Raw genomic sequence first — 20,955 nt, 5'->3', positions numbered from 1 at the left:
ATAGATTTAACAAGGGGTTCAGAGGGTGCCTCGAAAAAGTGCGGAAAACAGGAGTGTTGTTGCACCAAGTATTGTGGGTATCACTAATTTTTTTCCATATCTTCTAACTAATGCATAAAGAGAAAAAATTCCTCCTTCACCTTCATTATCTGCTTTCAGTGTTAACCAAATATATTTTATGGTTGTTTGAAAAACCAATGTCCAGAATATACATGAAACTCCACCAAACACCAGTATCTCATCAATCTTTCTTTCTCCAACTATTGCTTTAAGAACATATAATGGACTAGTCCCTATGTCGCCGTAAATTATTCCAAGCGCCACCAATAATGAGGCAATAGTTATCCTCTTCGAATGAATATTATTCGATGTCATTTTAAAAAATATTTTATAAAGTGATTTACTCTTTCGCAACAAAGCGGTAACCAACTCCTGATTCAGTAAGGATATACTCAGGACGGTTCGGATCGTTTTCAATTTTCTTTCTGAGTTGTGCTATGAATACGCGCAAATACTGCGACTGACTAATATAACCAACACCCCACACTTGTCTTAAAATATACTGATGTGTCAGTACTTTTCCTTCATTCACCACTAATAACGCCAGCAAATAATACTCCGTTGATGTGAGCTTTATAACTTCTTTATTCTTTTTTACCGTATGTGTTGAAAGATCAATATATAAATCACCTAAATCAAATACTGGCTGTGATTCTTCAATATTTGTACTTCTTATTGCTGAACGTAAACGTGCAAGAAGTTCACCTGTACGAAATGGTTTTACAAGATAATCGTTTGCACCATTATCCAAAGCTTTTACAATATCGTCTTCACAATTCTGAACGGAAAGGATAATAATAGGTTTATTGTACCATTCACGTAATCTCTTTAGTACAATATGCCCGCTTTCATCCGGCAATCCTATATCAAGCAGAATCATATCAGGACTGCAACTGGCAGCCAGCGCCAATCCTTCTTTAGCATTGGCAGCCTCCAGAACTTTGTAATTATTGCTGTGTAAAGTTATACTTAACAGCTTTCGTATCTGGACTTCATCGTCAATAATTAATATTTCCAGCTCATTCATTTTTTAAATTGTTTATGTATGTTGTTTCTGCTGGTATTTCTATAGTAAACCGGGCTCCACCTTCAGGGATATTCTCAAGTTTCACCTTGCCATTATGTGCTTCAATAAACCCTTTGACAATAGACAATCCAAGCCCTGTCCCTCCCGGTTTTGTATTTTTTAACCGGTAAAATTTATCAAATACTTTATCAATCTCTTCGGGTGGAAACCCATTGCCATGGTCTTCAATGATGAGTATTAAATTATCGTTTTTACACATTGCCATAATTGTTACTATGCAGTATTTTGGCGTATACAGTATTGCATTTAAAATTAAATTATTCAGCACTTGTTCTATTAGTACAAAGTCAAGTTTAAAAAGAGGCAAGTTCTCTTTAACCTGTATATTTATAGTATGATTATCAATATTACCCGTATACTTGTTTGCTACATCATGAATAAGTTCATTGATATCGCACCAATCCTTTTTGGGTTTTAAAAAACCGGATTCAAGTCTTGACATATTAAGCAAATTCTCTACCTGCCTGTCAAGGCGCAGTGAAGCATCTGATATCTCTTTTAATAAATCATTTTTGTTTTGTTCTGTTAAATTGTTTAATTCTGATAACATATTATCCGTTGCTCCGATAATAGTTGAAATAGGTGTTCTCAATTCATGTGAAAGAGAATTCAATAAAGTATTATATAGCATTACTGTTTTTTCTTTTTCTTCTCTCTCCTGTGCTGCTTTTTCCATTTGTCGTATCTTATAGGTCATTACTGCATTCACCATAGCAATAATAAAGTACATCATCAGCATTAACAGGTCTTCAGTGTCATGAACTGTAAATGCAAAATAGGGCGGAATAAAAAAATAATCCCAAATCAGGGCGCTAAGTATGGCACAAACCAAAACAGGAAGAATGCTATAAAACATTGCGATGAACGAAACGGTAACCATCAGGATCAACGCGACAACACGGTAACCCATATAATCCGATAGCAAGTAACAAATGGCTGAAACCACAACAACAAGTCCAATACTTAAAAAATATTGTCTTGATTTATTAGCTTTGTATGTAAATAGCGCTGGCACTTATTATATGTTTTATTATTTTTTTACAAAGATACTGTGTCATTTATAAAGAAAATATAAATAATCATTAATTAAATATAAAGATTTTATAAAGATTTATCGGAAACATTTGAATTTATATAGAATCTTAGCTGATTTGTTAAGCAAAATAAGCTTAGATTCTGTTATGCCGATTTATCCCGACTTGTCGTGGATAGGAAATTTTGCAACCGAACTTGTGAGCTCATAAATACCTTTAAAATAATACCAATTGTTAATTTAAAATAGTCCAAAGGATATTTTAAATTTTACAATGGTTATGCCGATGACATAGATGTTATAGTACAATTTATTGGACTATTACATCTATACAATCGGTATAAAATAAGTTATGAATAAATCATTTCCGTATCGGTATAATGACAATTGCCATTATCATATAAATGAAATTCTTTATAAATATACCTATTTAAAATCAAAATAAAATTTTAATTTTGAGAATTATAATATGAAGATTTGAAGATGAAAATTAACCTTAACAATAACGATACAGAACTTAACTATAAGGAAATTTCTGTAAAAGAACTTTTAGCTGTACAGAAATTTACTTTTAAATTGCTTGTAATTAAAGTGAATGGGAATCTTGTGAAAAGAGATGATTACGAAAAAATAATAATCCGCGACGGCGATAAAGTAGATGTGATACATTTAATGAGCGGAGGATGATGAAAGCCGTTGACGGTTGACGGTTAAAGAATGAATTTTTTAGCAATTAAACAATAAAACAGTATAACAATTAAATAAATAATTATGTTCAAAACAAACGAATATTTCGGTGGCAATGTAAAATCAATTGCGTTCACAACTAAAGAAGGTTCAGCAACTATAGGTGTTATGGCTGTTGGCGAATATGAATTCGGAACTTCAACTGTAGAATACATGACAGTAACCTCAGGAAAACTTACCGTTAAACTTCCCGGAAGCAGCGAATGGAAAGAGTTTAAACAAGGCGAAACCTTCATCGTTGAAAAAGATAAAAAGTTTCAGCTCGTAGTTAAAGAAGAATCATCATACCTCTGCCTTTATAAATAAGAAACATGATTTTCATTGTTGTGGATTTTTCATAACTAAAATTGTTTTTATGGAAAGAAAAAAAATTGAAGAAGCAATTAAAGCTAAGATCATTGCTAAAGAAGGCAAGCAATATATCCCTTGCGCCACTGCATTAAAAATTGCAGAAGACTTACATGCTCCAACATCAGAAGTGGGTAAAGTCTGCGATGATATGAAAGTAAAAATAATGAAATGCCAGTTGGGTTGTTTTTAAGATGAAATCGAAAATTCCCGAATTGGAAGCACATTATAAATTGTGGCTCTCATTAAAAAACGGTGAAGGCATCCTGGGCGATGGTAAATGGCATTTACTACGGGCTATCGAGGAATATGGTTCTATTTCAAAAGCAGCGATAAACCTTGGCATCAGCTATCGCAAGGCTTGGGGCGATCTAAAAAAAATTGAAGAACTTCTTGGTATCTCAGTTATTGAAAAACACAGGGGCGGTCAGCTCGGTGGAAGTTCAATGATCACAAAACAAGGATTGGAGCTTATAAAAGCATATACCCGTTTTCATAACGAATTTGAAATATTTTTTCAGAAATCATTCATCAAATTTCATAACGAAATATCATCATTATAAATGAGAATCCTTATCGGCATTGATGATACTGACAACCTGGAAAGCCGTGGTACAGGCTTTCGTTCACGCGAGATGGGAAGGTTGTTAACAGAAAATGGAATCGCGAAATTAATTGGTGTTACCCGTCACCAGTTATTATTCGACAGAAGAATACCTTACACTTCGCACAACAGTTCAGCCTGCCTCGAAGTGGAATCAGAAAAAATAAATGACTTACAAAAATTCTGCGCTGATTATTTACTGAAAGAAAGCGCCGATGGTTCTGATGCAGGATTGTGTGTTGCACCATATGACAGGGTTTCTGAGAAAATCCTTCAATGGGGATTGCGGGCAAAAAAAGAAATCATCACACAGGTAGAAGCCAGGAAAATAGCATCGGAAGAAAATATTTTTCTTGAAGGTTATACCGGCACAAAAGGAGGAATAATCGGTTCGCTTGCTGCCGTAGGTTTGCGTAAAGGCGGCAATGATGGACGATTTCTTTGGATTAAAGGAATGCGTGAGTTAATAGGTGTTTTCAAAGTTTCTGAAATAAAAGAAAAAACAGGGATTCATGAAATAAAAGATATAGAAAATAATGATCTGCCACCAGACACAAAAGTATTTCTTGCCGACTGGTGGCGACCTGTTTTAAAGAAAAATAAAATCGTTATATTTGCAGAACAATCAAACGAAGCAGATTATGGATGGAAAGTCGTATCAAAAGAGTATATCAAAAGCATATCCAACTAAGCTTTTAAATGATATTACTGAATTTATTCTTTTGGCAGGAATAGGAGCAGCAGGCGTTTTGCTTCATGCTTACCTGAGAATCCCTTTAAAACTTCCCGGGCATAACGGAATAATTTATATGGCTTTGCTTTTTTCGGGCAGATTAATTTCAAATAAAAAATTTGCATCAAGCTATTCAAGTATTGGCGCAGCTTTTATGCTCCTCATTCCGCTTGGCTTTAAAGATCCATTCATAACTGTAACTTATCTTTTCCCAGGATTCATTGTTGATCTACTTTACAATGACATTTCTTTTTTCCGTAAGAATATTTTCTTTACAGCATTGATTTGCGGACTTGCTTATATGTCGATTCCTATTACAAGAATGGCAATCACTCTTATTACAGGTTTCCCTTACGGTTCTTTTATTAACGGATTTTTATTTCCGGTTTTCACTCATTTTATTTTCGGATTTATTGGCGGACTTATTCCTTCAGGAATAAAAATGTTTCACAAGAAAAAAGATAATTAGTGCTCTTTTCTTTTTTTAATTTTATATTTAACCAATCGTTATGTAACAACATGCATAACAAAAAAAACAAAATACTAATCTTTTGCAAGTTACTGTTTACGGTGCTTTTCATTGTTTCTATTTTTTCATGCAGAAAAAATAATGATGATGGTATAGGACCAACTATTGCATTTAAACTTGACAGCGGGTTTGTTTATAAAGATGACACAATTTTAATTGGTAAAACTTACAATGTTGGCATCATTGCTCAAAAAGGGGATGTGAATATCACCAATTTCATTATTAAGGTTAGTAATAATTCAACTACAACATACCTCGATACCGGTATGAATGTTTCCACGCTCGACATCAATAAAACCATTATAAAAGGTCTTGCAGCAAAAGACACGTGGACATTTATTGTGCGCGATAAAAACGGAAATTCAGCTTCTGTATCATTTAATATTTTTGCTGATTCTAGTTCTGTATTTGGAAGTATCGTTACAATTCCATCAATTATTTTAGGCGCTCAGAACAATACTTCTATTGGAAGTTTTCTTGATATAAAAAACAAACTGGTTTATAATTTAGACCAGGCATATGCTATCCAGGATTCTATTGAGATTTTATATTTCTATGACGCTATTCAAACTGATGCAAACACCATTGCATCACCTAATGCAAACATAGATGCATCAGTATTTCCGGGCACTTCAGGCTTAACAAACTGGACTGTTAAAAACGAAACACGTTACCTGCAAACTTCACTAAGCGCTTCTGATTTTGAAAGCTTCTATAATGACAGCATATTGATAGCGACTTATAATGAAACGCTGGCAAAACGTAAAGCAAAAAATCTTGTAGCAGGTGATATTTATGTTTTCCGCACAGCGAAAAATAAATTGGGAATGTTCAAAGTGCTTAATGTTACCGGCACTGATGCAGGCACTGTTGAGATTAAAGTGAAAATGCAACCTTATTAAAAGTGAAAATAAAAATTATAAAATATTTTTTTCTTTTCTTTCTCATTGTTTCAGTATTTGAAGCATATTCACAGGTTTCCATTAATGGTAAAATTACTGATGCCTCATCTAACGAAGAGCTGGAAGGTGCAACCATATCAATCAAAGAACTTAATATTTCTGCCATTAGCAATAACAGCGGTAATTACGAATTCAGTTCAATACCTGCAGGTTCTTATAATCTGAAAGTAAAGTTGATGGGTTATAAAGATACTTCTCTTTACATTACTACATCTGCCGGAGCTTATAATTTCAATTTTAAATTAATCTCAGGAATGTATGAGATGAATTCTGTAATCGTAACTGCAACACGAACTGAAAAAAAAATTAAAGATTTACCGGCAAGTGTTGGTATCATCACACGCGACGAAATACAGGAAATACCGGCAGTTACAGCCGATGAGTATTTAAGTTTGATCTCAGGAATTAACATTACACGTCACTTCGGAATTTTTTACAAAACTGGCGATGTTACCATGCGCGGATTGAATCGAAATGTTTATACTCTACTTCTGATTGACGGAATCCCAGCAAGCATTGTCGATGGCGGTGCTACAAACTGGAACAGGATAAACCCTGAGAACATCAGAAAAATAGAAGTTATCAAAGGCCCAAACTCTTCGCTATATGGCAGTAATGCTATGGGCGGAGTTATTAACGTAATTACACGTCATCCTTCAAAACCTTTTAAAGCTGAAGTCAATACTTTCTACGGAACTTACAACACTTACGGTGGCAGTCTTAATTTAAGCGGAAGTAAAATAAAAAACGATAAAGGTTTTTATTGGCTTGCTGATGGCTTTATCCGTCGTAGTGATGGCTATGTTCTTTATCCCGATTCGATTGCCGAAAGCACTGATGTTGCAACATATCTTAAAGAAAACAATGGGTCATTACGCACCGGTTATAGTTTCAATAAAAATAATAATCTCGAAATTGAATACGATGCTTCGGATGCAACAATGGGTCAGGGAAAAAAAATTTTTGAAGAGCTTGGAAATTACTACCACGACATATATCAGTTCTGGCAGGCCAGGTATAACGGGCTTATTGGCAAGTTCCGAATTTATGCTTCCGCTTTTTACAAATACGATTTTGATGATGCACAAAAAGAAAGTATCAAACAAAGCGGGGCATATACATTTCTGAATACTTACACCGACTCTGGTGATAAAGGTATCTGGTGCAATGCTTCATTTCCATTTAAGAAAAATCAAACCATCACTTTTGGTTTCGACAGTAAATTAGGGAAAACAAAATCTTCTGATGTTTATCACACTTCAACCGATACTGTTACATACAAAGGAAACCTCGACTATTACGGGCTATTCGCACAGGACGATATAGAGATAATTAAAAACAGGTTGAAGTCAATCATAGGTTTGCGTTATGATATAGTAAATTTCTTTGATGCTGATTTTACTATTGATGCTCCTTCTTTTACCACATCATTCATGTTGCCATACCTGCAACCTTTGACTGAAAAAAACTGGAATGCATTAAGTCCGAAAGCAGGATTGCTTTATAAATATAACGACAGCCTTTCTGTTTATTTCAATGTTTCGCGAGGCTTTCGTTCAGGAACACTCAGCGATATGTGTAAAACAGGTGATGTAAACAAAGGTTTTAAACTTGCCAATCCATATCTTAAACCGGAATACCTTAGCAATGCTGAAATAGGCATGGTTATTCAGTATCACAAACTCGAAGTTGAACCCGTATTATTTTATTCTATTGGAAAAGACTTTCAATATTTTGTTGGAACCGGTGATTCTATTTACACAACCAAAACAAAAAAACAACCTGTTATAAAGCGCGAAAACATTAGCAAAGTTGAAATTTACGGAATTGAATTTGCTGCAAATTACACATTAAATAAACACCTTTCAGCATTTTTAAATTACTCTTATAATCATTCACAAATAAAAGATTTCGACACTACTCTTTTTGTATCGAAAGACCTTACCAATAAATTTTTAATTGATGTTCCATTGCATCACATTTTCTCTGGAATTATTTACAAATCAAAATTTATTAACTTCAGCATTATCTACAAATACGCTTCATCAACCTGGGCAGATGATGAAAACACCATAAAGGTTGACGACTATGCATTATTTGATGCAAAAGTTTCTAAAAAATTCTTTAAAAGTTTTAATGCATCATTAACCTGCGAAAATATATTCAACACTATCCACCTCGACAGCAAAGGATTGTTGCCACCCGGAAGATTTTTCATTGCTTCGCTGGGTTATTCATTTTAATTTTTAATGACACACCTTAATAAGGTTGCAATGATAAATAAATTGATTCTCTTCAAAGTTTTTTAAATTAATAGCAATAATAATTTGAAAAATATTTTTCTTTAATTTTAATTAAAAGCCTTAATTTTGTTCAGGTCCTAATTTATGATACGAATAGAAAGAATGATAATCATCGGTGCAACAGCTCGTCATTCGGGCAAGACAGAGCTTGCATCATCCATTATAAAAAATTTCAGCGATAATTATAAAATTACAGGAATTAAAATCAGCACTATTCATGAAGGTGATAACTCTTTTCATGGAAATATTGAAAGTTTAAATGAAAATTTTACCATTAAAAAAAATACTGTTACCAGAAAAGAAAAAAGCACCGATCGTATGATTTCATCGGGTGCGCAGGAAACATTCTGGATTCATACAAAAGCTGAATTCCTGAATATCGCGCTTCAAGAGCTTCTGCCGATGCTTGATAAAAATTCTTTTTATGTTTGCGAATCCAATAGTTTAAGAAAATTGGTGCAGCCAGATATTTTTATCATGATAAAAAATCTAAACAAAGAAATTAAAAATACAGCAACAGAAGTTCTTAATTTAGCTGATTATATTATTAATTTCAATGGAAAAGAATTTATTAATTTTGATATTTCAAAAATTGAAATCGAGAAAGGAAAATGGATTTTAAAATAAAATGTTCTCGCAGATTAACGCTGATTAAAACGCAGATTATTGCAGATGAACATAAACAATTAAAATATTATAAACTCAGCGGAAATCAGCGTAATTTTCTGCACTTATCTGCGAGAAATAAAAATAAGTAATGATAAAATTTGAAGAAGCATATAAAATTATTTCAGAATCAGTAAAGCAACTTGGCATTGAAGAAGTATCATTAAATGATTCACTAAACCGCATACTTGCTGAAGATATTAAGTCTGATATAAACATTCCTCCTTTTAATAAATCGGCAATGGATGGCTATGCTTGTCGTCGCAGTGATTTAAAAAATATTCTCGATGTGCTTGAAATTATTCCAGCCGGACAAGCGCCAACAAAAATCATTAAAGAAAATCAATGTTCAAAAATAATGACCGGAGCACCGGTTCCCGAAGGTGCCGATTGTGTGATTATGGTTGAACAAACTGAAATAGTTTCCGAAAATAAAATTCGTTTCACCGCATCCGATACGTTAAATAACATTGCTTACAAAGCAGAAGATGTAAACAAAGGCGAAGTCGTTTTAAAAAAAGGAACACTTATTCAGCCACAGCATATAGCAGTGCTTGCTTCTGTAGGTGTAGTAAAACCAATGGTTACAAAGCAACCTAAAGTTGCAGTCATTTCAACAGGGGATGAAATCATTGAACCCAATGGAATTCCCGGACCTTCGCAAATAAGGAACAGCAACGCTTACCAGCTTATCGCTCAAATAAAAAAATTAAATTGCATTCCTGTTTATATGGGTATAGCGCCTGATGATCCCGAAAAAACAAATAAAATTATTTCGGAAGCCATTAAAAAAACAGATGTAATTCTGTTAACGGGTGGAGTTTCCATGGGTGATTTTGATTTTATTCCCGGGATATTAAAAAAGAAAAATATTGACATTAAGTTCCAAAAGATTCTTGTTAAACCAGGAAGTCCTACTGTTTTTGGTGTAAGCAATAACTGCTGGATTTTCGGTTTGCCCGGAAATCCTGTTTCAACTTTCACCATTTTTGAAATGATTGTGAAACCATTTTTAAATAAAATTATTGGAAATAACAGTGAAATAAAAAATTTGAAATTTCCTATTGCGGCTGATTTCAAAAGAAAAAAATTCGACAGGCTTAATTGGATACCTGTTATTTTTAATGAAAATGGTGAAGTCGCAACCATTGAGTACCATGGCTCAGGACATATTCATTCGCTTTGCTTTGCCGATGGTATTATGATAATTCCTTTTGGAATTAGTGAAATTAAAAAAGGAGAACCTGTTGATGTACGACCGCTTTAATCGTAAGATAAATTACCTGAGAATCTCAATTACCGATCGTTGCAACCTGCGATGCGCCTACTGTATGCCCGAAGAAGGAATTAAATTGATTGGACATAATGAGATTTTACGTTTCGAAGAAATTATTGAATTCACTAAAATAGCCGTCAATAAAGGAATTGACAAGATCAGAATTACAGGTGGCGAACCTCTGGTAAGAAAAGGCGTTGTGAGTTTTATAAAAGAACTTTCGCAAATAAAAGGAATCCTGGATTTATCAATGACAACAAACGGAATACTTCTGGAAGAATTTGCACAGCCATTGAAAGAAGCAGGATTGCATCGGGTGAATATAAGCCTTGACACACTTGATGAAAATAAATTCAACGAATTAACTCGCGGTGGTGATATTCATAAAGTTTTTCGAGGAATTGAAGCTGCAAAAAATTACGGTTTGCTTCCCATAAAAATCAATTGCGTGATTGATGAATCGTCTGAAGAGCCCGATGCTGTAGCCGTGAAAGCGTTCTGTGAAAAACAAAACATTGATGTTCGTTTTATTCATCGCATGAATTTATCAAAAGGACATTTTACTGTTGTTGAAGGCGGAACCGGCGGTAATTGTGCCATGTGTAACAAACTGCGATTATCGAGCAATGGAAAATTAAGGCCATGTTTGTTCGATGATATTTCAATCGATATCAGGGAACATGGATATGACAAGGCAATTGAAATGGCGCTTGAATTAAAACCAGAATGCGGAACCGCAAGTAGTCAAAATAAATTTAATGAAATCGGAGGATAAAATTTCTTAGTGTTCGCCGCGGCGAACTTTGTGTCCTTAGTGTCTTAGTGGTAAAAATTTGAATTTTTCTAATATGAAAAAACTTTCACATGTTGATAAAAAAGGCAAAGCCAATATGGTTGATGTTGGCCTCAAGCCCGACCAGCTTCGGATTGCGAAAGCTTCCGGTTTTATTAAACTTTCAAAAGAAGCTATAAAACTCATCAAAGAAAATAATATTAAAAAAGGCGACGTACTTACGTTAGCTGAAGTCGCAGGCATACAAGCCGCAAAAAAAACTTCCGACTTGATTCCTTTATGCCACCCTCTTCAAATTACGAAAGTCGATGTAAAAGCAATGCTTGAAAAAGACGGAGTAAAAATAATTTCTGAAGTAAAATGCATCGGGCAAACCGGTGTTGAAATGGAAGCTCTCACAGCCGTTAGTGTCGCACTTCTTACGGTTTACGATATGTGTAAAGCGGTTGACAAAAAAATGTTGATCGAAAAAATTTCTTTAACAGAAAAAACAAAAAGTAACATCTCATAATTCTCCACCAACTCAATAGAATGAAAATATTAAAAAAAATATTATTCTGGTTCATTGGAATTATTGTAATAATAAATATCGTTGTTCTTATAACCGGAAATTCTTATCTATACAGCACTTTCTATCATTTCGGTTCATCCATTGATGATTATAAATTTTTCGACAACAGGACTATTCAGGCAGGAACATACATTCCCATTCCTGATGCAAAGAATTATAACAAAATAAAAATTGATACTTCATTTCGAAAAATCCTGGAAGAGTTTAATACCATTGCTTACCTGGTTATAAAAAATGATTCCGTTGTTTATGAAGAATACTGGGATGGTTATGATACCAATTCTTATTCCGGTTCTTTTTCTGTTGCAAAAAGTATTGTCAGCTTACTTGTAGGAATTGCAATCGACGAAGGAAAAATCAATAGCGTCAATCAACTTGTCTCTGATTTTATTCCTGAGTACAAAAATGGAATGAATGCAAAACTTACTATTCGCGATTTGCTCACTATGACTTCAGGATTCGATTGGGAAGAAAGTTATAACAATCCTTTCAGCTTAACTGCAAAAGCTTATTTTGGAAATGATATTCCTGGTATCATTAAAAATTTAAAAGTCATTGAAGAACCCGGGTATCGTTACAATTACCAAAGCTCAAATCAGTTGGTGCTTGCTTATATTCTTCAAAAAGCTACAGGAAAAACATTGAGTGATTATGCTTCCGAAAAATTATGGAAACCTTTGGGAGCAAGAAATAGCGCACTATGGAGCCTCGACAGAAAAGACGGAATGGAAAAAGCTTATTGTTGTTTTAACTCCAATGCAAGAGATTTTTCAAGGATAGGACTGCTTGCACTTCACAACGGAAAGTTCAACAATAAACAAATCGTTTCCGAATCATATATCAATGAATCAACAAAACCTGCTGAATTAAAAGATGGAAACATCAATGAACAGTATGGATATTCGTGGTGGCAGGCAAAAGCATTTGGCAAACAATTCTTTTATGCCCGCGGAATCAAAGGACAATACATCATTGTGCTTCCACAGGAAAATATGGTCATCGTTCGGTTAGGAAAAAAAATAATAGAACACAACAACCGTATTCCTGCCGAAGTGATTGCCGAATTTACTCTAACTGATTTTGAAAAAATAAAATAGTTCTGTCTGTTAATTTTTTTTAATTTTACATTAATCTTAGCGTTTTGTGCTATTGAATTTCTTTTATTGATAATTAATTGTCATATTGAGCCTGTCGAAATATGGCTTCGATAAACTCAACCTGACATTCAATATTTATAGTCTAAATTAGTACAACAGGTTTATCTTAAACATTTTTTAATGAATAATTTTTCTCAGGCTGAAGCATTTCAATGCACCTATAATACTGAAGTTGTTGAGCTCTTATCAAGGCTGAATTGCAGTCTTGTTATCAGCACATACCAGGCTGGGAAAATAATTTTTCTTTCACCACAAAAAAACGGCTCGATGGTTCAACTCCCCCGCACTTTTTCAAAACCTATGGGGATTGCCGTAAATACTGATAATTCAAAAATTGCAATTGCATGTAAAGATGAAATAATTGTTTTTTCAAATTCTTCTAAACTTGGTTTTCATTATCCTGCAAAACCAAAAACTTATGATGCTTTTTTCACTCCAAGGTTAACGTATCACACCGGAAATGTTGATATACATGATTTGTTATGGGGCAACGAAAAACTTTTTGCAGTTAATACACTTTTCTCATGTATAGTAACTTTCGATGACAATTATAATTTCACGCCCTACTGGAAGCCTCCATTTATTTCAAAATTAGTTTCTGAAGACAGGTGCCATCTTAATGGAATGATCCTCATTGACGGCGAACCCCGCTATACAACAAGTTTCAGCAACAGTGATACATTTCAGGGATGGCGGGAAAATATTACAAAAAGCGGAATACTTTTCGATATTAAGAAAAATGAAACAATTATCGAAAACCTTCCTATGCCTCATTCTCCAAGAATGATTAATGGTGAAATTTATCTTCTTCTATCGGCAACTTCAGAGTTGGTTAAAATAAATATTGAAAAAAGAAATTATGAAGTAATTGCTAAAATGAATGGGTTTGTCCGCGGAATGGCACATTACAATGATTATTTATTTATTGGTTTATCAAAACTCAGGAAAAGTTCATCCACTTTTTCAAAGCTTGAAATAGCCGAAAAGCCTATGAATACAGGAGTTTGCATTTTACAACTCAGTACCGGAAAAATTATCGGAGAACTAATTTACAATACATCTGTTGAAGAAATTTATGATGTTCATGTACTACCCAATATTACTCGTCCGAATATTTTAAATACAATACGACCTGAGTATAAGATGGGGCTTTCGATTCCGGGAAGCACTTTCTGGTCATTACCTGAAAATGAAAACAAATAATATATCGCTATGAAACATCCCTACTCCAGAAAAATCAATCAATTTAAAAATACAGCACGTCAGATAAATGATCTGATTGAAACCAACAGTTGGCAAACCATTGCAGATAAACAAAAGCAGCAACTGCAATGGAAACTGAACAACCTCTTTTCTATTGTAAAAAATATTTTACAAAAAAAGGAATTGAAAAAAATCCTTGCTGCTGCTGCATTCCTGATTTATGTAGGAAATACAAATGCTCAAACTTTTGCTCCTGCAGTAAACAATCCTTTCGGGCTTTCAAATCCAGGATACTACGTTTTACTTCCATCTTTTACTGACCTTGATAACGATGGCGACCTTGATATAATAGCCTTAACCTATTATGGACAGATTCAATATTTTGAAAATACAGGAACTCCTACCAATCCTGCTTTTGCTGCACCCCAAACCAATCCTTTCGGTATATCGTACCCGGCTTTAGGACTCAGGCCCGTTACTGTCGACATGGACAACGATGGGGATCAGGATTTATTTACCGGCGAATATTATGGTGCCTTCAAATATTTTCAAAACACAGGAACGCCAGCCAATCCTGCTTTTGCGCTTCCAACAACAAACCCTTTCGGACTTGATTCAGCTTTTGAAGAAGGGTTTCCTGCTTTTGCTGATTTTGACAACGATGGGGATCCCGATATGTTGTCAAATGAATACTATGGAGTTTTTAAATATTATGAAAATACAGGAACAGCGTCAAGCCCTAATTTTGCAGCTCCAACACAGAATCCTTATGGACTTACTGTTCCATCAATAGATGAAGCAAATCCTACTGTTGGTGATTTAGATAATGATGGAGATTTAGACATTCTTGTTGGTTCATGGGATAACGGAGGGAATATCTATTTTTACAGAAATTCCGGAAGCAATACTTCACCAAGTTTTGCCGCTCCATTACTTAATCCCTTTGGTTTAAGCGCCGCTGCTGGAATTGCAGCACCCACGCTTGGTGATATTGACAACGATGGCGATTTGGATCTAATGGTTGGCGACACTACAGGTAATTTTATTTTTTATAAAAATAACCTGATTAATGGTATTCCAGAATTTAATTCTGATGATATTTCCTTTGATGTATCGCCAAATCCCGCGCAAGGAGAAGCAATCATTACAATACATAACAACAAAAATAATCTCACAATAAAACTTTTTGACATTTCGGGAAAACATATTTTAGAAAAAAATATCATTGACAATAAAACAACACTCAATATTAACAAACTTCCCGCAGGTGTTTACATTGTTGAGGTATCTGATAAAAAATTAGCTTCACGGAAAAAGCTTATTGTTGAATAACAAAATTGATTAAAAAATAAAAAGGTCTTTAAAAAATTTTTTAAAGACCTTTTTTTATAATTTTGCTCTCCCAAAAAAAAATTTATATGAAAACATCATCATTTGCTATCAACGGAAATATTGTGGATGTTGTAAAACAACGAATCTACAGCGGTACTGTTGAAATTGAAAATGGGAAAATTAAAAACATCATTGAAAAACCTGTTACGGAAACACATTATATTTTACCCGGGTTCATTGATGCACATGTTCATATAGAAAGCTCTATGCTGATTCCTTCAGAATTCGCAAGGCTTGCAGTTACTCACGGAACCGTTGCAACAGCTTCCGACCCACATGAAATAGCAAATGTTTTGGGAATTGATGGTGTAAAATTCATGATTGAAAATGGGAAAAAAGTTCCTTTTAAATTTTATTTCGGAGCACCTTCATGTGTTCCCGCAACACCTTTTGAAAGTTCAGGAGCATCGCTAGGCGTAAGCGAAACAGAAGAACTTTTGAAAATGGATGATATTTATTATCTCGCCGAAATGATGAATTTTCCAGGAGTTTTATTTAACAACGAAGATGTCATTTCAAAACTTGCGCTTGCAAAAAAATATAACAAACCTGTTGATGGTCATGCTCCCGGATTAAAAGGCGATGATGCAAGAAAATATACCGAAGCCGGAATCACTACTGACCACGAGTGTTTCACAATGGAAGAAGCAATCGATAAAATAAATTTCGGAATGAAAATTTTAATCCGTGAAGGTAGCGCTGCAAAAAATTTTGAAGACCTTATCGGATTGATGAAAAATTATTCTGATAAAATAATGTTTTGTTCAGATGACAAACATCCCGATGAACTTGCAAAAAACCACATGAACGCTATTGCAGCACGTGCCGTTGCCAAAGGTTATGACGCGCTTTCTGTAATTACTGCATTGACTTTAAATCCTGTAAAGCATTATAAACTTGATGTTGGGCTTCTTCAGAAAAATGATGATGCGGATTTTATTTTAGTCAATGACTTAAAAGAATTTAATGTAAAATCAACCTACATTAAAGGAAACAAAGTTGCAGAAAATGGAACGACTTTAATTAAAGGTATTGATGAAAAACCTGTCAATTATTTTAATTGTTCAGCTATTTCAAAAAATGATATTCGCGTTGATGCAAAAAGTGATAAGATAAAAGTTATTGAAGCAATCGAAGGACAGCTTATTACAAAATGTATCGAGGTAAAAGCAAATATCGTTAATAACGAAATCAAATCCGACATTAAAAATGATATTTTGAAATTGGTTGTAATGAATCGCTACCAGCCTTCAAAACCTGCTGTTGCGTTTATCAAAGGATTTGGATTTAAAGATGGAGCAATTGCATCAACCGTTGCTCATGATAGTCACAACATCATTGCAATTGGAACTAATGATGATGATTTAGTAAATGCGATCAATCTTGTAATTAAAAACAAAGGTGGTATTTCGGCCGTAAATAAAAATTGGGAACACATACTTCCCTTACCTGTTGCCGGATTGATGTCCGATAAAGATGGTTTTGAAATTGCGAAAATGTATGAACTCATTGATAATAAAGCTAAAGAGCTTGGCACTCAGTTAAAATCTCCTTTTATGACATTATCATTTATGGCTTTATTGGTTATTCCGGAATTAAAGTTAAGCGACAAAGGACTTTTTAACGGCACAAAATTCAGTTTTACAGAACTTTTTTAAAAAATTATCTAATATATTTGTTTTTATATATTATTTATATATACATTTGCACCAAATAATTTTATCATGGCTAAAACGGAAATCGATATTAAAAAATTAGAAGACGCAGCAAGCAGACTAAGAGCAATAGCTCATCCCATGAGAATTGCTATTATTGGTTTATTAGAAGCTACACCAAAACTTAACGTTACAGAAATATATGCACGTTTAAAAATTGAACAGGCTGCAGCATCGCATCATTTAAATATTTTAAAAAATAAAGGCGTTCTTGCTTCTAAACGCGCTGGAAAGCAAACTTTTTATTATTTAAAGAATGAATCGCTCCTCCAGATTCTTGAGTGCGTAAGCCGTTGCGGTAACTCATAAAAAAATTAGTTAGTTAGTTTGTTTAATTATTAAATCTAACTTTCATCCATAGCGATGAAATGTTAGATTTTTTTTTGTTAAAATTTTTATAAATAATTTTTTTATATTTTTTCATTTCGTATTTTTGCGAAATATAAAAATGAAATCGTTATGGATATAAAAATTTTAGGTACCGGTTGCCCAAACTGCAAAACTCTTGAAAAAAATACGATAAATGCACTTTCAGAACTAAACATCAGCGCCAATGTGGAAAAAGTTGAAGACATTGTTAAAATAATGTCATATGGAATAATGCGCACACCGGGTATTGTAATCGATGGAAAAGTTGTTCTTTCGGGAAGGGTTCCGTCGATGAACGAATTAAAAGAGATTATATTAAAAAATCAAAATGCATAATGGTAAAAAAAATTGAATATACCGAAACTCAAAAAAAACTTGCCCTTTTTGCAAAAGCATTAAGTCACCCGGCAAGGATTTCAATTTTAGAAAAACTGGCTTCACAAAGTTGTTGTTATAGTGGCGATATGGCCGAAGAAATTCCAATCGCACGTTCTACATTATCGCAACATCTGAAAGAATTGAAAATTTCAGGACTGATACAAGGAGAAATAAAACCTCCGAAAATAAAGTATTGTATCAACCACGAGAATTGGAACCAGGCAAAAAATTTATTTATTGAAATATTTTCGAATCCACCTAAAACAGGGAAAAAAATATGTTAAGAAAATCAGCAATTATTCTTTTTGTAGTTTTTGTAACTACCCTGCTCCTCACCGGTTGCGGAAGTTCGGGCAAATCTGACAAAACCAATAATGACAGTACTCAACAAGTAAATGCTGTTTCGGATAGCATTTCCGGGAATAATGATTCTATAACATCACCTGTCAGCACAACAAAAAACGATACATTAAAAGTGAACAATACTTCTGCTTCAAACACAAAAATAGCAAAACCAAAAGTTGAAGTGTATTATTTTCATGGTGCAAATCGTTGTGTGTCGTGTATCGCTATTGAAGATGCAACCAAAAAAACATTGAACACTTATTTTAAAAATGAATTAGCTAAGGGAACAATAAAATTTAAAATCATTAATGTTGAGGAAGATGCTAATAAAGCTATCTCTGAGAAATACCAAGCCTTTGGCTCAGCACTATTTGTTACACAAATTTTCAACGGTAAAGAAACAAAAACCGATCTAACCGGTGATGGTTTCAAATATGCCAAGAATAAAGAAGAAAAATTTATTGAAATATTAAAAAACAAAATATCAGAATACTTAAAATAATTTTTATGAAAAATATCGCATTCATTTTTCTCGGTCTTTTCTTTTCCTTCCAGGTATTTGCTCAAAAAGATACGGATACTGTGATTTCAAATAATCCTCAAAAACTAAAAGTTAAGCTTTTATATTTTCATATAACCAACCGCTGCAATACCTGTCGTTCAATTGAAGCTGCAGTAAGAAAAACCATTGACGAAAATTTCAAAACAGAATTAGATAGCGGAATAATAGATTTATATATTTTGAATTGCGAGCTTCCCGAAAACAAGACCATCAGCGAGAAGTACCAGGCTTATGGAGCAACATTGGCTGTAACAAAAGTTGTTGGTGTTAAAGAAAAAACCGATGATCTGACAAATTTTGCTTTTGCAAAAATTCATGATGAAAAAGTTTTTGTTTCAGAATTAAAATCAAAAATTCAGGAATTATTAAAATAAGTTTAAATGGAATTCCTTCAAAATTTACTTGATAATACAACAGCTCCTGTTTGGTATGCCTTTATACTTGGGCTTATGACCGCAATTAGTCCGTGCCCTTTGGCTACAAATATTACTGCCATTGGATTCATCAGCAAGGATATTGAAAATAAAAAGAAAATATTCCTGAACGGATTGCTCTATACATTAGGCAGAGCCATAAGCTATACAGGTGTTGGTGTTATATTATATTTTGGCGCAAGTAAATTTCATGTTGCAAAATTTTTCCAAATGTATGGTGAACGCATTTTAGGACCACTTCTTATAATTATAGGTGTTATCATGCTTGACCTTATTAAAATAAAAATTCCGGGATTGAATAAAATTTCAGAAAGCATTGAAAAGAAAAGTAAAACAGGAAGCAGCTGGAGCGCATTAATACTAGGAATTGTATTTGCACTTGCTTTCTGCCCTTACAGCGGTGTGTTGTATTTCGGAATGCTTATCCCTATGTCAATAGCCAGTCCTGGCGGGTTATACCTTCCATTTGTTTTTGCAATAGCCACAGGACTTCCGGTAATTATTGTTGCTTATTTGCTTGCTTTCAGTATTTCCAGTGTTGGCGGATTCTACAATAAAATCAAGGCTTTTGAAAAATGGTTCCGAAGAGTTGTTGCTGTTGCATTTATTATTGTTGGCATTTATTACGTCTATATTTTTTATTTCTAATACAATGAAATTTCAAATTATTAAATCACGTAATTTTCAGATTGCAATATTATTATTGCCGGTTTGGTATTTGATTTATCATTATTTACAACCCTCTACTGACTGGCTGGTTTTCTCAGCACTTGGAATGACTAAAGGCAATAGTCTTGCAGAAGCGATCTGGTTTTTCATTTTTGAGTTTCCCAAAGTAATATTATTACTAACACTGATTATTTTCTTTGTAGGAATTGTAAGAACTTACTTTACCCCCGAACGCACACGCAAAGCATTAGAAGGTAAAAAAACATTTACAGGAAATGTGATGGCTTCCATGCTTGGTATTGTTACTCCATTTTGTTCATGCTCTGCAATACCTTTGTTTCTGGGCTTTGTAGAAGCCGGTATTCCACTGGGAGTTACGTTTTCATTTTTGATTGCAGCACCTATGATAAATGAAGTTGCGGTTGTGCTTTTGTATGGAATGTTTGGATGGCAAACTGCTTTAATATATGTCGGGACTGGTTTATTTATAGCAATACTTGCTGGTTGGGTTATCGGAAAACTGAAGCTTGAGAAATGGATTGAACCCTGGGTATACGAAACTAAAGTTGGAAAAAATTCTCTGGATGAAGAAAAAATAAAATTCAGTAACAGGATCAAATTCGGATATGATGCGGTAAAAGATATTGTCGGGAAAGTTTGGCTTTACGTTGCATTAGGTATAGCTGTTGGCGCAGGTGCTCATGGTTATGTTCCTGCTGAATTCATGGCTTCATTTATGGGTAAGGACGTATGGTATGCTGTTCCTCTCTCTGTTTTAATTGGTATTCCGTTATACTCCAATGCTGCCGGAATTATTCCAATTGTTTCAGTATTGATTGAAAAAGGAGCGTCGCTGGGTACAGCATTAGCTTTCATGATGTCTGTCATTGGCCTGTCTTTACCGGAAATGATCATTCTCAGAAAAGTCTTAAAACTTCCTTTGATATTCACATTCATTGGTGTTGTTGGAATAGGAATTATGATTGTTGGTTTTCTTTTTAACTTAATATTTTAAAAAA

26 protein-coding genes are annotated in these 20,955 nt (G+C 33.9%); 23 read left to right on the top strand and 3 right to left on the bottom strand.

Annotated elements, in window-relative coordinates; genetic code table 11:
• Nucleotides 1–18 precede the first annotated feature (18 nt).
• Genes PKK00_08225 through PKK00_08215 form a run of 3 tightly spaced genes read right to left on the bottom strand, consistent with a single transcriptional unit; the run spans nucleotide 19 to nucleotide 2,162 of the window.
• Nucleotides 19–375, bottom strand: a complete 357-nt coding sequence (locus PKK00_08225) for a KUP/HAK/KT family potassium transporter (protein HNW98380.1) — start codon at nucleotides 373–375, stop codon at nucleotides 19–21.
• A gap of 25 nt (nucleotides 376–400) precedes the next feature.
• The gene (locus tag PKK00_08220) at nucleotides 401–1,087 is read right to left on the bottom strand and encodes a response regulator (GenBank protein ID HNW98379.1); all 687 of its coding nucleotides are present in this window, start codon (nucleotides 1,085–1,087) and stop codon (nucleotides 401–403) included.
• Nucleotides 1,080–2,162: a DUF4118 domain-containing protein gene (locus PKK00_08215; GenBank protein HNW98378.1), complete on the bottom strand. Its 1,083-nt coding sequence runs from the start codon at nucleotides 2,160–2,162 to the stop codon at nucleotides 1,080–1,082. Before PKK00_08215 ends, PKK00_08220 begins: the two co-directional genes overlap by 8 nt.
• A gap of 501 nt (nucleotides 2,163–2,663) precedes the next feature.
• On the opposite strand from PKK00_08215, the gene thiS reads away from it, so the two are divergent.
• The 23 genes from thiS (at nucleotide 2,664) to PKK00_08100 (ending at nucleotide 20,951) form a co-directional block, all read left to right on the top strand.
• A complete protein-coding gene (gene thiS, locus PKK00_08210; protein HNW98377.1) occupies nucleotides 2,664–2,867 on the top strand; it encodes a sulfur carrier protein ThiS in 204 nt (67 codons plus the stop codon).
• 84 nt (nucleotides 2,868–2,951) lie between these two features.
• On the top strand, nucleotides 2,952–3,233 hold the full coding sequence (locus PKK00_08205) for a pyrimidine/purine nucleoside phosphorylase (protein ID HNW98376.1): 282 nt from the start codon (nucleotides 2,952–2,954) through the stop codon (nucleotides 3,231–3,233).
• Nucleotides 3,234–3,282: 49 nt separating this feature from the next.
• Nucleotides 3,283–3,468, top strand: coding sequence for a hypothetical protein (locus PKK00_08200; GenBank protein ID HNW98375.1), 186 nt, complete (start codon nucleotides 3,283–3,285; stop codon nucleotides 3,466–3,468).
• Nucleotide 3,469: 1 nt separating this feature from the next.
• Entirely contained in the window at nucleotides 3,470–3,838 is a 369-nt protein-coding gene (locus PKK00_08195) for a LysR family transcriptional regulator (protein ID HNW98374.1), read from the top strand.
• Nucleotides 3,839–4,570: a hypothetical protein gene (locus PKK00_08190; GenBank protein ID HNW98373.1), complete on the top strand. Its 732-nt coding sequence runs from the start codon at nucleotides 3,839–3,841 to the stop codon at nucleotides 4,568–4,570.
• Nucleotides 4,521–5,081 (top strand): hypothetical protein, encoded by a 561-nt coding sequence (locus tag PKK00_08185; GenBank protein ID HNW98372.1) that lies wholly within the window; start codon nucleotides 4,521–4,523, stop codon nucleotides 5,079–5,081. The genes PKK00_08190 and PKK00_08185 overlap by 50 nt, the downstream gene beginning before the upstream one ends.
• Nucleotides 5,082–5,182: 101 nt before the next feature.
• Complete coding sequence (locus PKK00_08180; GenBank protein HNW98371.1) at nucleotides 5,183–6,043, top strand: hypothetical protein; 861 nt, start codon at nucleotides 5,183–5,185, stop codon at nucleotides 6,041–6,043.
• 2 nt (nucleotides 6,044–6,045) lie between these two features.
• Nucleotides 6,046–8,346, top strand: a complete 2,301-nt coding sequence (locus PKK00_08175; GenBank protein HNW98370.1) for a TonB-dependent receptor — start codon at nucleotides 6,046–6,048, stop codon at nucleotides 8,344–8,346.
• A 144-nt stretch (nucleotides 8,347–8,490) separates the two neighbouring features.
• Complete coding sequence (locus PKK00_08170) at nucleotides 8,491–9,033, top strand: hypothetical protein (GenBank protein HNW98369.1); 543 nt, start codon at nucleotides 8,491–8,493, stop codon at nucleotides 9,031–9,033.
• Nucleotides 9,034–9,163: 130 nt separating this feature from the next.
• A complete protein-coding gene (locus tag PKK00_08165) occupies nucleotides 9,164–10,339 on the top strand; it encodes a molybdopterin molybdotransferase MoeA (protein ID HNW98368.1) in 1,176 nt (391 codons plus the stop codon).
• On the top strand, nucleotides 10,323–11,123 hold the full coding sequence (locus tag PKK00_08160) for a radical SAM protein (protein HNW98367.1): 801 nt from the start codon (nucleotides 10,323–10,325) through the stop codon (nucleotides 11,121–11,123). Before PKK00_08165 ends, PKK00_08160 begins: the two co-directional genes overlap by 17 nt.
• Before the next feature lie 73 nt (nucleotides 11,124–11,196).
• Nucleotides 11,197–11,652 (top strand): cyclic pyranopterin monophosphate synthase MoaC, encoded by a 456-nt coding sequence (moaC, locus tag PKK00_08155; protein HNW98366.1) that lies wholly within the window; start codon nucleotides 11,197–11,199, stop codon nucleotides 11,650–11,652.
• Nucleotides 11,653–11,672: 20 nt separating this feature from the next.
• The gene (locus tag PKK00_08150) at nucleotides 11,673–12,809 is read left to right on the top strand and encodes a serine hydrolase (protein HNW98365.1); all 1,137 of its coding nucleotides are present in this window, start codon (nucleotides 11,673–11,675) and stop codon (nucleotides 12,807–12,809) included.
• Between the two features lie 180 nt (nucleotides 12,810–12,989).
• Nucleotides 12,990–14,072 carry a TIGR03032 family protein gene (locus PKK00_08145; protein ID HNW98364.1) on the top strand — a complete coding sequence of 361 codons (1,083 nt, stop codon included), beginning with the start codon at nucleotides 12,990–12,992 and terminating at the stop codon, nucleotides 14,070–14,072.
• A 9-nt stretch (nucleotides 14,073–14,081) separates the two neighbouring features.
• A complete protein-coding gene (locus PKK00_08140; protein ID HNW98363.1) occupies nucleotides 14,082–15,404 on the top strand; it encodes a T9SS type A sorting domain-containing protein in 1,323 nt (440 codons plus the stop codon).
• An 86-nt stretch (nucleotides 15,405–15,490) separates the two neighbouring features.
• The gene (gene ade / locus PKK00_08135) at nucleotides 15,491–17,122 is read left to right on the top strand and encodes an adenine deaminase (protein HNW98362.1); all 1,632 of its coding nucleotides are present in this window, start codon (nucleotides 15,491–15,493) and stop codon (nucleotides 17,120–17,122) included.
• Nucleotides 17,123–17,188: 66 nt separating this feature from the next.
• Nucleotides 17,189–17,488: a metalloregulator ArsR/SmtB family transcription factor gene (locus PKK00_08130; GenBank protein ID HNW98361.1), complete on the top strand. Its 300-nt coding sequence runs from the start codon at nucleotides 17,189–17,191 to the stop codon at nucleotides 17,486–17,488.
• 150 nt (nucleotides 17,489–17,638) lie between these two features.
• Complete coding sequence (locus PKK00_08125; protein ID HNW98360.1) at nucleotides 17,639–17,884, top strand: thioredoxin family protein; 246 nt, start codon at nucleotides 17,639–17,641, stop codon at nucleotides 17,882–17,884.
• On the top strand, nucleotides 17,884–18,210 hold the full coding sequence (locus PKK00_08120) for a metalloregulator ArsR/SmtB family transcription factor (GenBank protein HNW98359.1): 327 nt from the start codon (nucleotides 17,884–17,886) through the stop codon (nucleotides 18,208–18,210). The genes PKK00_08125 and PKK00_08120 overlap by 1 nt, the downstream gene beginning before the upstream one ends.
• Nucleotides 18,204–18,773, top strand: a complete 570-nt coding sequence (locus tag PKK00_08115) for a nitrophenyl compound nitroreductase subunit ArsF family protein (GenBank protein HNW98358.1) — start codon at nucleotides 18,204–18,206, stop codon at nucleotides 18,771–18,773. The genes PKK00_08120 and PKK00_08115 overlap by 7 nt, the downstream gene beginning before the upstream one ends.
• Before the next feature lie 5 nt (nucleotides 18,774–18,778).
• Entirely contained in the window at nucleotides 18,779–19,207 is a 429-nt protein-coding gene (locus PKK00_08110; protein ID HNW98357.1) for a nitrophenyl compound nitroreductase subunit ArsF family protein, read from the top strand.
• A 6-nt stretch (nucleotides 19,208–19,213) separates the two neighbouring features.
• Complete coding sequence (locus tag PKK00_08105) at nucleotides 19,214–19,915, top strand: aromatic aminobenezylarsenical efflux permease ArsG family transporter (GenBank protein ID HNW98356.1); 702 nt, start codon at nucleotides 19,214–19,216, stop codon at nucleotides 19,913–19,915.
• Between the two features lie 4 nt (nucleotides 19,916–19,919).
• Entirely contained in the window at nucleotides 19,920–20,951 is a 1,032-nt protein-coding gene (locus tag PKK00_08100) for a permease (protein ID HNW98355.1), read from the top strand.
• Nucleotides 20,952–20,955: the final 4 nt, after the last annotated feature.

This window comes from Bacteroidales bacterium, from assembly GCA_035353855.1.
Classification (GTDB): Bacteria; Bacteroidota; Bacteroidia; order Bacteroidales; family CG2-30-32-10; genus DAOQAK01.
This window is presented reverse-complemented; position numbering and strand designations above follow the sequence as displayed.

What these genes read in the sequence shown, in the direction of transcription:
- PKK00_08225 (HNW98380.1), bottom strand. Translation starts at nt 375, where the DNA reads ATGACATCGAATAATATTCATTCGAAGAGGATAACTATTGCCTCATTA.
- PKK00_08220 (HNW98379.1), bottom strand. Translation starts at nt 1,087, where the DNA reads ATGAATGAGCTGGAAATATTAATTATTGACGATGAAGTCCAGATACGA.
- thiS (HNW98377.1), top strand. Translation starts at nt 2,664, where the DNA reads ATGAAAATTAACCTTAACAATAACGATACAGAACTTAACTATAAGGAA.
- PKK00_08205 (HNW98376.1), top strand. Translation starts at nt 2,952, where the DNA reads ATGTTCAAAACAAACGAATATTTCGGTGGCAATGTAAAATCAATTGCG.
- PKK00_08200 (HNW98375.1), top strand. Translation starts at nt 3,283, where the DNA reads ATGGAAAGAAAAAAAATTGAAGAAGCAATTAAAGCTAAGATCATTGCT.
- PKK00_08195 (HNW98374.1), top strand. Translation starts at nt 3,470, where the DNA reads ATGAAATCGAAAATTCCCGAATTGGAAGCACATTATAAATTGTGGCTC.
- PKK00_08190 (HNW98373.1), top strand. Translation starts at nt 3,839, where the DNA reads ATGAGAATCCTTATCGGCATTGATGATACTGACAACCTGGAAAGCCGT.
- PKK00_08185 (HNW98372.1), top strand. Translation starts at nt 4,521, where the DNA reads ATGGATGGAAAGTCGTATCAAAAGAGTATATCAAAAGCATATCCAACT.
- PKK00_08170 (HNW98369.1), top strand. Translation starts at nt 8,491, where the DNA reads ATGATACGAATAGAAAGAATGATAATCATCGGTGCAACAGCTCGTCAT.
- PKK00_08165 (HNW98368.1), top strand. Translation starts at nt 9,164, where the DNA reads ATGATAAAATTTGAAGAAGCATATAAAATTATTTCAGAATCAGTAAAG.
- PKK00_08160 (HNW98367.1), top strand. Translation starts at nt 10,323, where the DNA reads ATGTACGACCGCTTTAATCGTAAGATAAATTACCTGAGAATCTCAATT.
- moaC (HNW98366.1), top strand. Translation starts at nt 11,197, where the DNA reads ATGAAAAAACTTTCACATGTTGATAAAAAAGGCAAAGCCAATATGGTT.
- PKK00_08150 (HNW98365.1), top strand. Translation starts at nt 11,673, where the DNA reads ATGAAAATATTAAAAAAAATATTATTCTGGTTCATTGGAATTATTGTA.
- PKK00_08145 (HNW98364.1), top strand. Translation starts at nt 12,990, where the DNA reads ATGAATAATTTTTCTCAGGCTGAAGCATTTCAATGCACCTATAATACT.
- PKK00_08140 (HNW98363.1), top strand. Translation starts at nt 14,082, where the DNA reads ATGAAACATCCCTACTCCAGAAAAATCAATCAATTTAAAAATACAGCA.
- ade (HNW98362.1), top strand. Translation starts at nt 15,491, where the DNA reads ATGAAAACATCATCATTTGCTATCAACGGAAATATTGTGGATGTTGTA.
- PKK00_08130 (HNW98361.1), top strand. Translation starts at nt 17,189, where the DNA reads ATGGCTAAAACGGAAATCGATATTAAAAAATTAGAAGACGCAGCAAGC.
- PKK00_08125 (HNW98360.1), top strand. Translation starts at nt 17,639, where the DNA reads ATGGATATAAAAATTTTAGGTACCGGTTGCCCAAACTGCAAAACTCTT.
- PKK00_08120 (HNW98359.1), top strand. Translation starts at nt 17,884, where the DNA reads ATGGTAAAAAAAATTGAATATACCGAAACTCAAAAAAAACTTGCCCTT.
- PKK00_08115 (HNW98358.1), top strand. Translation starts at nt 18,204, where the DNA reads ATGTTAAGAAAATCAGCAATTATTCTTTTTGTAGTTTTTGTAACTACC.
- PKK00_08110 (HNW98357.1), top strand. Translation starts at nt 18,779, where the DNA reads ATGAAAAATATCGCATTCATTTTTCTCGGTCTTTTCTTTTCCTTCCAG.
- PKK00_08105 (HNW98356.1), top strand. Translation starts at nt 19,214, where the DNA reads ATGGAATTCCTTCAAAATTTACTTGATAATACAACAGCTCCTGTTTGG.
- PKK00_08100 (HNW98355.1), top strand. Translation starts at nt 19,920, where the DNA reads ATGAAATTTCAAATTATTAAATCACGTAATTTTCAGATTGCAATATTA.